Raw genomic sequence first — 12568 nt, 5'->3', positions numbered from 1 at the left:
TAGCAAGAAAAAGGCGAATTCCAAATTTCAAAAGGAATTCGCCTTTTTCTTTTTCTATAATCTTATTCATCTCTTTACATATTCCTATCATGGCGGTACCCCATTTATAGGTTATGAGAAAGGGTATTTTTTGCACTATTATCTATTCTTGGATATTATTAATAATATCTATATGAACTTATGTTTTTATTAAAAAAGTTTGGCGGTGTGTAAAATGATGAAAGGGATTAAAAATATTGAAACGAAAGAACCGATAAACATGTTTCTATTTATTCCCTGTAGTACTCTTTTGTTTGATAATATTTATCAACATTTTATTCTTGGAAAGGATTTTACACTAGAGAAGCTTTTATTTGAACTCGTATTTTTATTTATTTTCATTTCATTTTTTTTATGTAATAAGTGTTTACAAAAAATGAATAAACAAATGTTTACAAAATATATTTTTCTTGGTGTTAGTATTATTTATCTTTTGGCATATGATCTTATGTTTATACGTGATCCAGGTTCTTCTTTACATATTCCTTATTTAGAGTGCTTCTTAGTAATTTCTGCTCCTTTATTTTTAAGTATTCATTATCTTCTAACGGTATCTATTTGTATGGTATGTAGATTTTTAATTGCTATTTATTATTTTGAAATTAATTATCCAATATCATTAATATTATTGTTTCTAATCATTTTTGTTACGTCATTTTTTGTATTTCTTTCATTAAAATTTTTAGTCCAAAAAATTAAAGCATCCTATGAAAAACAAATGAAAGAAACAGCTTTATCGATAATGAGGATAATGGAATTAAAGGATCAATATACGAAAGGACATAGTGAACGTGTAGCCAATTATGCTACGATTCTTGCTAAAGAAACAAATGAATATGATGATAATTCTTTAAAACAATTTCATTTTATTTGTTTATTACATGATATAGGAAAAATAGGTATTCCGGATGAGGTTTTAAAGAAAGCATCTTCTCTTACAGAAGAAGAATATAATCTTATTAAGACACACCCACAATTAGGATTAGAAGTTTTTAAAAATATATCTTTAATAAAAGGTAGCGAAGATATAATTCTTTCTCATCATGAAAGATGGGATGGAAAGGGCTATCCTCAAAAACTAAAAGGAAATCAAATACCATTATGCGCAAGAATTGTTGCAATAGCAGATGCATTCGATGCAATGACTTCTTCAAGAGCATATCGTTCGGCTCTATCTCCTGAAGAGGCTTATAGACGTATTATAGAAGGATCTGGTACACAATTTGATCCTTCCATGGTAGAGGTTTTCAAAAAGATATTTCCTTTGTGGGAAAGAATGGTCCCGAATTCTTTTCGTTAAAAACGCATGTCTGAAATCGATTCTTATTTGAGGTATGATGAATGCGAAAAATAAAAAACCAAATTCAATTTTGATAAAAGTTTGGAACTAGATCATGAATAAGGCACATAAAGAAAAGGTACCCATATAGGTACCTTTTCTAATAGTTTTTTAGCAGAAACAACTACATCCGATAATGATTAATAGAATAAATAATACAACTAATAAAGCAAATCCTCCAGCGAAACCGCAGCCTTCGCCGCAACTACCACCATATCCCATAACAATAGTGCCTCCTTTAGATAAAAGGGTAAAACTAGGGTTCATTCCATGGATTTTAATGGGTTCACTTTACCTTATGTTTTAAAGAATGAATTGAGCAGGTCCTTTTGAAAATAAAGAAAAGACGCCATTAGGCGTCTTCCTTTTAGGTAGATAAGACTTTAGTTTTCCAATCTAAAGAAATTTTGTATCAGTTCTTTGTGAGTATATCATAATATCTGATTGATTTATCCCGCTTTAATGGGCAGTAAGACCCCCACCTCAAAATGCAGCCAAAGCAAAGAAGTTAGGTGGGGGATCAACTGCCCATAAAAGTCCGATTGGTTCAACTAATAATCAGTGGGGGATGAAGAAAACCCCCACTAATTAAAGTTTCACTTTATTATGCATTGTTACATACTTCTCTAAATCCCTCTATTTTTCATTTGATAAAATAAAATCCTAATATTACTAAAAATTAAATAAATATTTCTATATATTCAATATATTTACATAAATTACAAAAGTGATACATTTAAGTTGTAAGTTATAAAAACTATTAAAGGGGGATTTATTATGTTCAAGAAATTAGTAGTAGGGCTATTGGCAACTGGTATTGCATTAACAGGAGGAATTGGAGCGGCTTCAGCTGATACGCAAAAAGCTGTGAGTTCTCCAAAGCAAGCAGCATGCTCAATTCCTTATGAGTATTCTAATGGTAAATTTAAAAGAACTCTTTATTACTCAAATGGAGTATATGCTAATAGTTTTAATGAAAATGTTTGTGGCGGGACGATTACATGGTATTTAAAACATGTTCAAAATGGAGTTGCTTTTTACGAAGGGATTTTCCTGTTTAAATAGAGTCTGTTAAAGTTTGGTGTGTTTTATAAATAATAATTCATTCTGAAAAATTGATTATTAAGAAATTATTAATTGCTAAAGGAGTTGCTATTAAATCCAATAAAAATATAATTATTTGGAATTATATTAATTGACTTTAAATTCTAATTTTTCTATAATATACCATGAAGTGCCGAAAATTTTTAAGGTGGTGATACAGATGAATCAAGAAAAAACAATCGAGAAAGTAAGTTTTGAAGAACCAGAAATTTTTACAGAAGGCAATCTAGAAGAACTTACAGGTGGTATGTCGGGTAGAATTCCTGATGGATTCCATGGAGGAAGAGGATTTTAGAAAAAATAGATAGACCTAATAGAGTTTGGGTCTATCTATTTTTTTATTTAAGAGCAATAATCCTTCAAAGAAAGGAAACATAAACGATGAAATACTATCAATTTCTAATGACTGGTGATGATTATTTTCATAAAGTTCCACGAGTTAATTTAATCACAAAAGTTTGCTTGATATTTTTCACCTTGAAGTTTATGTCTATTTTTAAAAAGACAGGAGGAAACGAATCTTTAAAGTGTTTAGAAAAAATTAAACCGATAACAAATTATAATTTTTCAAATAAACAAGAAAAATATCTATTTGCAAGAAAAGTAAATTCATTTGTACAGCGATGGATAAACATTAATCATAAACAAGCTCTTTGCCTGGAGAGAGCAGTTGTAATTTGTGCAGCACTACGGTATGTCGGTTTACCAACTCAAGTAGTAATTGGGAGGCGGAGCACCATGATGTCTGTACTTGATTTTGAATTTCATGCTTGGGTTGAATTGGAAGGTGTACCAGTTAATGATAAATTGTCATACAAACAATTGTGTATGGAAACGCTTCGTGTTCCTAGGGAGATAGGGTGATTAGATGAGATTTGATACAAAAATGCAAGGAGAGTTTACACCAAACTTTTCTGTCATAAGTAAAAATTTAATGCTGAATGGTTTTCTTTGGGCGAACCATTCTAGCATTAATAATGGATGGTTTCACTCACTACTTAAACAACAAGAAAGAGAAGCAGCGTTAGAGCTTATGAATTTATTTGCTATTAAAGGGCCACATCCTTTACGTGATATTGATGGATCATTTTTATTGGCCGTTCATGATCAAAAGCGAGGGCGCAGTTATTTGTATCGCAGTTTATTATGTAAAATGTCTTTATATTATAGGATAGATAATGGGAATTTAAGATGGTCTACAAACCCTTTGGAATTATTGGATAGTAAATGTTCTATATATGATCAGATTCAAAAAGATTTACTAGTAGTAGCTTGCTTTGATAATAACCCGCCAAATAATCAGAGCTTCTTTAAGGATATATACCGACTGCCCCCAGGGTCTAGCTTGATTTACGCTCAGGGGAATATACAAGTTCAAAAAGTGGATCAGTTAGAAATCAAAAAAGGAAATAAATATCGTAATATTTGGGGCTATGTAGAGGAAGCAAATGAATTAGTAGACAAAACATTTAGAAGTCGATTTAGTTCTAATGAGACTATCGCAGTTCAATTAAGTGGAGGCATAGATTCAGCCTCTGTTATTTGTCGTTTGAAACAGATTGGAGTGCCAGTTGTTGCATTTCATTGGTCATTCCGAGGTATAAATGCGGGGGATGAAACTCATGATGCACGCTTAATTGCAGATTACCTTAAAGTTCCTTTAACAGAAATAGAAGTCTCAACAGTATTAAAAGCAAATAATTATATTAATCCAAATTGGAAGTTCCACACTCCTTATGGACATAGTTTTTATAAATTATTCGAGTTAACTGCTCAAAAGATTAATGAATATAATATAGAAATTATTGCAAATGGTCATTTTGGGGATCATTTATTTGGGCCACTACCAGACATTTCGATGAAAAAACAATTTAATACATTATCAATTGTTGAAAGACTACGTTATTGGCGAGAAAGTATAGGAACAAATAGGGCAACCCTTGTATTGGATGAAAAATGGGAAAAAATATCGCCTAAAATGTTTCTCTATAAGGATTTTTTAACAAGTGAGGCTATTGAAGTAGCAAGAGAAAAATCAGAACTATTGAGTTTCCCTAAGAATATGAAAGAAGCATTTCTTGAGGTACTTAATAATGAAACTGAATCTTCTTTACAAAATAAACTATATGAACAGAATGTTCATATGATATACCCTTTAGCTAATCGAGAATTAATAGAGCTAGCACTAAGAATTCCTTACCCATATAGGAATATTCCAACTGGCGGAATGTGGGTTGATAAACCGATACTTCGATTAATGAATATCGGAAAGCTACCACCAGAAATTATTTCTAAAAATTATAATTATCATATGGGAGCGTTGGATGAACAATACATTATACAAAATTCAAGTCAAATAAGATTATTATTGGAAAATTCCTTATTAGCACAATATGGGGTTATTCACCCAGATAAATTAAGAGAAGTGATGAGAAATAAAAAACTTTCCGCCAGGTTAGCAACAAGCTTAATAGCATGTTGCATGGTAGAAATCTGGCTTCAAAGTTTAAATAAGGTAAACCTTACAAATTTGAAGGAGGAAAATTATGTATAATCCAAGCCCGCAAGTCAAAGTAACTACACTATATGATGATATAATATTACTAAATACAAATACAGGAGAATATTTATCATTTAATGAGACCGGTCGGTTATTTTGGCAGGTCCTAGTCAATACAAAAAATGAAGATGAGGCGTTGCAAATTTTATTGAAACAAGTTGATGCTCCATTTGATACTCTTAAAGAGTCACTTCATAGGTTCAAAGATAAATTATTACAAGCTGGTTTAATTGAGGGAAAATAGAGGGCTAATTTATTATGAATATAGAAGTAAATCGACTTGGTTATAAATTGTGTTTTCGCTATACTGTAATGTATTCTTTTTAGTGCTAAATTTAAACAATAAGAAACAGATTAATTAGTATCAATTAGTCTGTTTCTAACAAATATAGATTTATATTTTCGAACGGGTTGCGCAAATGATTACCTCTATAAAACAATTTAAACTGGAATGTCAACACTAGACTGGACAATTTTTATAAGGTCTGTTTCTTATATTCCACTGGCGTTAAATAGCCTAGTGTTCCGTGAATTCGAATGTTGTTAAACCAATGAACATAATCATCAAGTTCAAGAGCGAGCTGTTCAAGAGAAGCGAAGTGTGCTCCGTTTGCGAATTCTGTTTTAAACACTTTGAACATCGCTTCGGCCACAGCGTTATCGTAGGGGCAGCCCTTCATACTTAATGATCGTTGAATTCTGAATGTTTCTAAAGCCTCTGAAATCAGTTTATTATCAAACTCTTTTCCTCGGTCTGTATGAAACATCTTGATGTTATGTAAATTTCCTTTAATACTCGCTAATGCTTTATACACAAGGTCTGCTGTCTTATTTGGACCAGCACTGTAACCTATAATTTCTCGGTTGAAAAGGTCCACAAATAAGCATACATAGTGCCATTTTTTTTCAACACGGACGTATGTTAAATCACTGACAACTACAGCTAATTGCTCTTCTTGTTTAAACTGACGTTGTAACTCATTTTTGATTGGTGCTTCATTACAGGTTTGTTTATACGGCTTGTATTGTGACACCGTATAATTTGATACAAGTCCTAATTGTTTCATAATTCGACCGATTCGACGTCTAGAAACGACCATCTTCTGTTTCTTTAATTCTACTTTGAGTTTACGAGTACCATAGTTACTACGGCTTTCTTTAAAGAGTCGTTCTATTTCGTTGGAAAGCTCAACGTCTTCTTTTTCATGTGCGTCTTGTTCACGCGGCTTGGCGTGATAGTAGTAGGTACTTTTGGCGATGTTAAGGACGTTACACATTGCTGATACTGAATATTTGTGAGTGTTATTTCGGATCACATCTATTTTCGTCCCATGATCAGCGCTGCTTGCTTTAAAATGTCATTCTCCATCATTAAACGTTGATTTTCTTTACGTAATCTGATTAACTCATTTTCTTCTTCTGTCCGATTTTCTTTAGCAGTAAATGTCCCAGTTTCTTGATGATTCTTAATCCAGCGATCCAACGCAGAAGGCGTTATTTCATATTCTCGACAGATATCTGCACGGGACTTTCCATTTCCATATAGCTTTACTAATTGAAGTTTAAATTCTGGTGTAAAAGTTCGACGTTGACGTGACATAGTAGCACGCTCCCTTAGGTTAGTATGTTAAGTCTACTAGCCCTTATAGTATCTGTCCAACTTAGTGTAGCCGATTCAAACTTATACTTAAAGGGATATAAGATAGATCATATGAAAAATAACAATAGCTTAATATGCCAGTTTATATTTATTTCTAAACATAACGTCACCTTGCATTAACCTGTAAGGGCGTGTATGTACCATATTTCCAAATTTAGAATATACTAATCGTCAACCTGCATCCCATGGGTTTTTAAAATGTTGTTTACATATTAAAATTGTTAAAAATAGAAAAAATGTTTAAAGTGGTTAACTAAAATTTTAATTGTAGAAACAGCCAGTTTAAGAATCGATCATTGAAAGGGAAGAAATACATTTAGTTTTAATAAAAGCTCCAGATACTATGTATAAATTTAGCTATAGAGTTTTTATTTATATACTTGCAAGTAAAACAACATAATATTAATACGGAAAAATATACTAATATGAGTTTTTGCATATTTCAAAACTTAGTATATCCTTCAAAAAGTTTTAATTGTATAATATGTTTTGTCATATTCTTTTAGATTTTTCGACAAAAAATAACATAAATAGAAACGATATTGGGAGAAGGAATTATGTACATAAAACTATTAAAATCAATTACATCATTATCGCTTATTGGCGGTGCTTTATTTTATACAAACGGCAGTGATGTGAAGGCTGCTGAGGCGGGTATTTTTTCCGATGTGCCTACATCGCATTGGTCGTATCCAGCAATTAAAGATTTAGCGGGTAAAAATATTATTTCTGGTTATGGAAATGGGAAGTTTGGTTTCGGTGATGTTGCGACGAGGGAGCAAGTTGCAGCTTTAATTTATCGTGCGTTGTTACCGAATAAGCAAGGTGGTACGTTTAGTAATGACAGTGCTCGTTACGTATTACAAGATGGATCTACTTTAAACAATCCGTATCGAGATATTCGCGCAGGATCCACATTGTTTCCAGAAGAGGTTTTAACGTTAACGAAATTAGGGATTTTTAACGGGGATGGAAACGGAGGTTTTAGACCGAAAGATTCTGTTAGCCGTGCAGAAATGGCGCAAATTATTAAAAACGCTTTTCAAGTTTCGGCTAAGCAAAAGCATACATTCAATGATGTTCCGAATGGTTTTTGGGCAGAAGGGGCGATTAGTGCGGTGCAGTCAAACGGGATTGCATCTGGTACAGGCGACGGGAAATTTGAACCTGCTAAAACGGTAACGCGTGAACAATATGCACAGTTTTTATATAATGCTTTGCAGTATAAAAAGCCTGCAGTCGCGGTGCAAGATACAGGGGATGCGGCATTATTAGCAGCATTTAAAGATGAAGTGCAAAAGCGTATTAATGCGTACGAAACGAATATTATACTTCCATATAAAACGACAAATAGTAATACAAAAGAAGTGATGAATACACTTTTTAACGCCTATAAAGAAGTGGCAAGTAAAAATGAGTATACAAATAATAATAGATCGAATGTTTCATATGGACTTTCTGGATCACCTGGAAATTATACGTTTACGCTAAAAATTACATATCGTGAAACGAAAGAACAAACAGAATATGTAATGAAGCAAGCGAAGGCAATTGTTTCTTCTATTACACAAGTTGGGATGGATGATCACGAAAAAGTGAAAGCGATTCATGATTATGTCGTAAAACATGTTTCTTATGATACGTCTTATAAAGCTTACACAGCATATGAAGCACTCGTAAATCGTTCTGCGGTTTGCCAAGGTTACGCACTATTAACTTATCAATTATTAAAAGAAGCGGGAATTGAGAATCATTTTGTAGTAGGAACTGGAGACGGTCAGCCTCATGCTTGGAACTTATTGAAAATCGAAAACAAATGGTATCATCTTGATACAACATTTGATGATCCGGTTCCAGATGAACAAGGCCGCGTAACATATTCCTATTTCAACTTATCAGATGAGCAAATCGCAAGAAATCATGAGTGGAACCGAGGGGAATATCCGCAAGCTACAACAAATTATTATAGTACATTAACAAATAAAATTGCTGCAGGTGGTACGAAAATCCCTGCCTATCAGCAAATATTAAAAGATACAAAGTTAAACTATTTAGGAAATGAATACATCGCAAATAACTATAACGAATTAAAAAATAAAATGCAGCAACGTTATAACGAAAAGTCACCAAAGATCGAAATCCTTTATAAACAATCAATGGATGGCGCATTGCAAGATGTGAAAAAAGCAATTGGAGAAATCGGTTATCCGCAAGGGGCAAACCGTGTTTCTTATAAAGCGGAGCCGTACAATGCGAAAGAAGGATATTCTTTAGTAACGATTACATTTATGTAAAAAAATAACCTGGATCCTATGGGATCTAGGTTATTTTTTTAAACTTAATTTGACATATACAGTCTAACTGTATAAAATCAAACTATACAGTTGAACTATATAGTTTAGCTATATATTTATCGTTACATTGGAGGTCTTTATGAATAGAGATAAAAATTTACCATTAACGGAAACGACGTATTACGTTCTTTTAGCTTTATTAGAGCCAGCACATGGTTATTTAATTATGCAAAAGGTAGAGGAACTGAGTAATCATCAAGTGAAAATCGCAGCGGGTACATTGTATGGGGCGGTTGAAAATTTATTAAAACAAGGGTTAATAGAATCGGTAAAAAGTGAAGATAAACGAAGAAAAGTGTATGCCATTACGGAACGTGGGAAAGAAGTATTGCATTTAGACTTTATGAGAATGCAGCACATTATTGCGGTTACAAAAAGTTTATCCCGCTTTAATGGGCAGTAAGACCCCCACCTCAAAATTCAGCGAAAGCAAAGAAGTGAGGTGGGGGATCAACTGCCCATAAAAGTCCGATTGGTGAGGGCTGATAATCAGTGGGAGATGAAGAAAACCCCCACTGATTAAAGTTTCACTTTATTACACGTATAGTTAGGGGGAAACGCTGATGTGGAAATTGAAATTCTTTTTAGACTTTGAGAAAGAGGAAAAATGGTTAGAAGAGATGGCTTGGAAAGGATATCAACTAGAGAGCGATACATTTGGTTATACATTTAGATATACAGAACCAGAAGATGCAACAATTAAAATAGACCATAGAGTATTTAGTAGAAAAAGTGACTTTATTAATTACTGTACATTATTTGAAGATAGTGGTTGGGAGCATATAGCTGGTAATTGGTGGTCAGGTACGCACTATTTTAAAAAGGTAAATGAGGAAAGTGAAGATGACATTTTTTCAGATCAAATGTCACGAGCAGGGAAGTATAAACGTCTATCTAAAACATTTTTAGAATTAGCTATATGCTCTATTCCGATATTAATTCTATTTATGTTTAATGACACGATTCATTTAGGAGCACTTGTAAATCCGAAAGAACTATATTTTACGCCAGGACTATGGGATAAGCAAGGTGTATCCTTTCTATGGGCATTCTTGTTTGAAACACCACTTGCATTGATGAGAGGCTTTGCATGGTTGTTTATCCCTGCTGCAATTGTTATGTATTTGGTTTGCTCGTATAAAGCAAATCGGTTGTATGAAGAGAGAAGATGATAGGATGGATCCCCTTAAAGTTGATGTTTTGAGGGGGTTTTTTGCATTTATAAATTGTATTTTTTTAAATGGATAAAGGAAATGAGTACGTATTGGAAGCAAGTTAGTACGATTTTAATTTAGTTGTATAAACATTATATGCTGGAATAACCTTCTTTAAATATTCCATAATTAACCTACAAAAAACATCTTTATATGTTAATATTAAAAAGAGTTTGTACGGTATTTTTTTAATATATTATTTTAAGAATAAGGGGATTCAATTATGAATTTTAAACAATTAATTTTAGCAGGGGCAGTTATTGCATCAACAACACTAACACCTCTAACAAATGTGCAAGCAGAAAATACACTAGGATTTAAAGATGTTCCTGAAAATCACTGGTCTTATCAAGCAATTATGGATTTAAAAGAGAAAAATATTGTGGCTGGTTATGGAAACGGAATGTTTGGTTTTGGTGATAATATTACACGAGGACAAGTAGCTAGACTAATATATGCCTACTTGAAGCCAGTAGATGAACTTAATACACAAAACCCTTTCACAGATATAGAAGAGCATATGTTTAAAAAAGAAATTTTAGCTCTTAATAAAGCGGGTATTATGAACGGATTTGGTAATGGGAAATTTGGTCCAGATAACGTTTTAACGCGTGAACAATTAGCTGTTGTATTAACAAAGGCTTTTAACTTTAAAGCAACATCTACTACCACTTTCAAAGATGTAGATAAAAATTACTGGGCAACAAATGCTATCAGTGCATTACAAGAAAATAAAATTACGACGGGCACAGGTGATAATAAGTTTGAACCACAAAGTCTCGTGACTCGTGAGCAGTATGCACTATTCTTATACAATGCAATTAATAAATCGGAAAAAGAGCATGAGTCAAAGCCTACTGCTATCCCACAAGATTTAGCAGACGAGCTCATTTATTATCATGAAGGTTGGATGGATAGCTCTTCGGTATTAAAAAAATCTATATCTAAGGAAGCACAAAATCTTATTACTGAAATTAACGCAAAATATAATGCGGAGCTAAAATATATAGGGATAGGCGGTCCACGTTCAGAGGTCGTGTTATTCTCTCCGGTATTAGAAGGGATTCCAGAATTTAATGGGAATTTCACTGTAGAAGGCGATAATGAAAGTAACTTTACCGTTAATTTTGTAATTGATAGAGGTCAAGGTAAGAAGGCGTTAGTAGAGTTAGGGAAAAAATGGATCAATATGATAAATCCAAACTTAGATTTGAGTACAGAGATTGATAATATAGTGGCTTCTAATACACGCACAGGTAATTTTGATATAAATAAAAACAATCTTAAAATAGAGATAAGCTTAGAGAAGCAAAATTCTAGTAGCGATCTAATGAGTGTTAAAATCCACAAGTAAAAAAGAGGAGTGAAATTTCACTCCTCTTTTAATTATATTATTTCTACTGTTATCCCTCATTTGCCCGTAAATGCTCGAGAGGGTCAATTAATAATCAGTGGGGAAGGGCACTCATCGCTGATTATAGTTTCACTTTATGTTTGGCGAAGCTGTATAATTGAAATTCATAATGGTGTATTTAGGGTTAATTGTTATTTGCATCCTTTTTTATTTGAGTGTGATAAAATTAATAATAATATTCCTTAGGAGGATGATGGTCATTCATACACTTTTAGGTATTATTGGAGCAATTGTTTTACTTGCATTTGTTGTCCCCCCGGTGTGCCAGACAAACGTGTCCCTCTAAAAAATAAACTTGCAGTAATCCTTCCATTGATTGTTATAGCCGGTTTCATTTCCTTTTATATATGATTAAAATAAGAACTTATCAAGTAACATTAAGATAGGTAGAGAAGTATATATTTTTTCTACCAATGTGTAGTTCCACTAGGAGTTTGCTTATAATGAGATTTCATAAATACACAGTAATGCTTATGTTTCTAGCCATTGGCACAAATGCCGCATTATCCATGTGGCTCAAGAAAGGACTTTTAGGTGTTATCACGGCTATTGTTCTCTTATTAATTGCTGCATGGACTACAAAAAGAACTCATACAGACGACCAACATAAATAAACTATTGTATTTCTCAATAAACAAAAACAACTTAACATGGTAAAATAATAGTTGGATGGGAGTCCAATACATATTATTAAAATTAAGATGGTTCAAGTCGGAGGAAGGCACCTTAGGGTGTCTTTTCTTTTTTCTAAAAGAGAGTTTTTCTTTAAAGAAGACAAATTTTCAATGGATTAATGCCATGCGTATGTAGAGATAAAGTTCATCAATACATGTATGTTCATGAATATGTATAATTACATGAAATTTTAGAGAAAAAGAGAGTAT

At 32.8% G+C, this 12568-nt stretch carries 13 protein-coding genes; 11 read left to right on the top strand and 2 right to left on the bottom strand.

The window, feature by feature from the left end; translation table 11 throughout:
• Positions 1–214 precede the first annotated feature (214 nt).
• Positions 215–1339, top strand: a complete 1125-nt coding sequence (locus tag QCI73_RS22585; RefSeq protein WP_353823787.1) for an HD-GYP domain-containing protein — start codon at positions 215–217, stop codon at positions 1337–1339.
• Between the two features lie 150 nt (positions 1340–1489).
• Here the strand turns inward: QCI73_RS22585 and QCI73_RS22580 are convergent, their stop codons facing one another.
• Positions 1490–1600: a YjcZ family sporulation protein gene (locus QCI73_RS22580; RefSeq protein ID WP_000540371.1), complete on the bottom strand. Its 111-nt coding sequence runs from the start codon at positions 1598–1600 to the stop codon at positions 1490–1492.
• 555 nt (positions 1601–2155) lie between these two features.
• On the opposite strand from QCI73_RS22580, the gene QCI73_RS22575 reads away from it, so the two are divergent.
• From QCI73_RS22575 to QCI73_RS22555, 5 genes are all read left to right on the top strand, one after another.
• The gene (locus QCI73_RS22575) at positions 2156–2443 is read left to right on the top strand and encodes an LCI fold-containing protein (protein WP_327923432.1); all 288 of its coding nucleotides are present in this window, start codon (positions 2156–2158) and stop codon (positions 2441–2443) included.
• 199 nt (positions 2444–2642) lie between these two features.
• Complete coding sequence (locus QCI73_RS22570; protein ID WP_262726039.1) at positions 2643–2777, top strand: hypothetical protein; 135 nt, start codon at positions 2643–2645, stop codon at positions 2775–2777.
• An 86-nt stretch (positions 2778–2863) separates the two neighbouring features.
• Complete coding sequence (locus QCI73_RS22565) at positions 2864–3346, top strand: lasso peptide biosynthesis B2 protein (protein WP_097852720.1); 483 nt, start codon at positions 2864–2866, stop codon at positions 3344–3346.
• A 4-nt stretch (positions 3347–3350) separates the two neighbouring features.
• On the top strand, positions 3351–5036 hold the full coding sequence (locus QCI73_RS22560) for an asparagine synthase-related protein (RefSeq protein WP_353823786.1): 1686 nt from the start codon (positions 3351–3353) through the stop codon (positions 5034–5036).
• On the top strand, positions 5029–5286 hold the full coding sequence (locus QCI73_RS22555) for a PqqD family protein (RefSeq protein WP_074615750.1): 258 nt from the start codon (positions 5029–5031) through the stop codon (positions 5284–5286). Before QCI73_RS22560 ends, QCI73_RS22555 begins: the two co-directional genes overlap by 8 nt.
• A 232-nt stretch (positions 5287–5518) precedes the next feature.
• On the opposite strand, the gene QCI73_RS22550 is transcribed toward QCI73_RS22555, so the two are convergent.
• Positions 5519–6642 (bottom strand): IS3 family transposase gene (locus tag QCI73_RS22550; RefSeq protein WP_085964333.1). Its coding sequence is split into 2 segments (ribosomal slippage): positions 5519–6396 and positions 6396–6642, totalling 1125 coding nucleotides; the frame shifts between segments, so codons are not numbered across the junction.
• A 617-nt stretch (positions 6643–7259) separates the two neighbouring features.
• On the opposite strand from QCI73_RS22550, the gene QCI73_RS22545 reads away from it, so the two are divergent.
• The 5 genes from QCI73_RS22545 (at position 7260) to QCI73_RS22525 (ending at position 12298) form a co-directional block, all read left to right on the top strand.
• Complete coding sequence (locus QCI73_RS22545; protein WP_353823785.1) at positions 7260–8996, top strand: S-layer homology domain-containing protein; 1737 nt, start codon at positions 7260–7262, stop codon at positions 8994–8996.
• A gap of 139 nt (positions 8997–9135) precedes the next feature.
• Entirely contained in the window at positions 9136–9459 is a 324-nt protein-coding gene (locus QCI73_RS22540) for a PadR family transcriptional regulator (protein WP_353823784.1), read from the top strand.
• 157 nt (positions 9460–9616) lie between these two features.
• On the top strand, positions 9617–10228 hold the full coding sequence (locus tag QCI73_RS22535; RefSeq protein ID WP_353824128.1) for a DUF2812 domain-containing protein: 612 nt from the start codon (positions 9617–9619) through the stop codon (positions 10226–10228).
• A gap of 265 nt (positions 10229–10493) precedes the next feature.
• Positions 10494–11624, top strand: coding sequence for an S-layer homology domain-containing protein (locus QCI73_RS22530; protein ID WP_048551426.1), 1131 nt, complete (start codon positions 10494–10496; stop codon positions 11622–11624).
• A 503-nt stretch (positions 11625–12127) separates the two neighbouring features.
• Positions 12128–12298: a hypothetical protein gene (locus QCI73_RS22525; protein WP_242303967.1), complete on the top strand. Its 171-nt coding sequence runs from the start codon at positions 12128–12130 to the stop codon at positions 12296–12298.
• Positions 12299–12568: the final 270 nt, after the last annotated feature.

This window comes from Bacillus cereus group sp. MG16 (assembly GCF_040459875.1).
Classification (GTDB): Bacteria; Bacillota; Bacilli; order Bacillales; family Bacillaceae_G; genus Bacillus_A; species Bacillus_A paranthracis.
This window is presented reverse-complemented; position numbering and strand designations above follow the sequence as displayed.